Annotated in this window: 1 protein-coding gene; it reads right to left on the bottom strand. The window is 64.8% G+C overall.

Translation table 11 applies throughout. From position 1 onward, the window contains the following. Nucleotides 1-238: 238 nt before the first annotated feature. Nucleotides 239-1,146, bottom strand: a 908-nt coding sequence (locus ACYOEI_RS41045; protein ID WP_462856472.1) for a transposase, incomplete at its 5' end; no start/stop codon positions are given.

The following is a 1,146-nucleotide window of genomic DNA, read 5'->3' as shown; positions in this document are numbered from 1 at the left end:
TGGGAAGACCAGAAAGGACATGCAAAGCGGAGTGTCAAAGCAACGACAGCCCAATGGCCACCGGATGCGATTCACGGACTGCTCCCTTGAGCCTCGGGGCGAGACGCCACCGGTCGAAGGCCCGTTGCACCGGGACGACACGAACGTCTTAACAAGAATCCGGAGTCCCCACGATTCGGGAGGTGCAGGACGCAGACTTACCGATCATGAGACGGGCGGGCTCGGTCTCAACTGCACCTCAGACGGCGGGGCAACCGTTGAGATTCGCCACACGACCCACGCCCAGACGGGCCGCGACTTCCGCGAGACGCGATCGGCTCGACGCCAGGAATCGCCCCAGCAACCGGCCCTTCCTCAATCCCTCGAGTCGTGCTTGCCAGGTCTCCGCGCTCGACCCTAACCGATCGAGGATCTCGGACACCTCGCGGCCTACCATCGCCTTACCCTCCCGGAAGAGCCGGGAGGTGTAGTCGACCAGCAGCAGATAGCTCCCCAGCGGGAAACCTTCCAGCATCCCTTCCCGAGCCGAATCCAACTGGCGGCGATCCTCCACCGGGCATAGCCACAGGGACTCCTCAAGCCCCGACGACGCGTCCGACCCCGCAACGCTACCGCGACGCGACGCCTCGAGGTCCTCGCACCGCTCCTGGTCCTTGACGTGATCGACCCGCTCCTTGATCGAGGTGTGCGGGCTCGCCTCGGGCACATCGATCAGGCCGGCCGCCACAGGGTTGAGGTCGATGTAGGCACAGGTCGCCAGCAGCGCCTCTTCATCGAGGATCCCCACGCTCTTGAAGCGCGATTCGAAGAACGCTCCCCGGCAATCGTCCTGCCGGTTGGCGAGCCGAGAGAGGGGCTCCTTCAGGCACTTCATGAACCAACTGAGGCTCTGGAGACGTCGTCGCGCCGTCGCCACCCACTCGACGTCTTTGAGCCGTCCCTGCACCCACTCGTCGGACACGGGCAAGGGTTGCCGGGACCGATCGCGGGGCGGAAAGAGTCGTCCCCAGCGTCGCACGACCTCCTCATCGGACCAGCCCCAGGCCAGGTCCGGGTCGAGGCGGACGAGGACGTGCAGATGGTTATCCATGACGGAGAATGCGGCGACCGAGATCGAGAAGATTTGGGCGAGTCCCTTGAGGCGTT

It is taken from the genome of Singulisphaera rosea (assembly GCF_054877945.1).
Note: the sequence above shows the minus strand (reverse complement) of the source record. Positions and strands in the feature narration are given on the sequence as shown.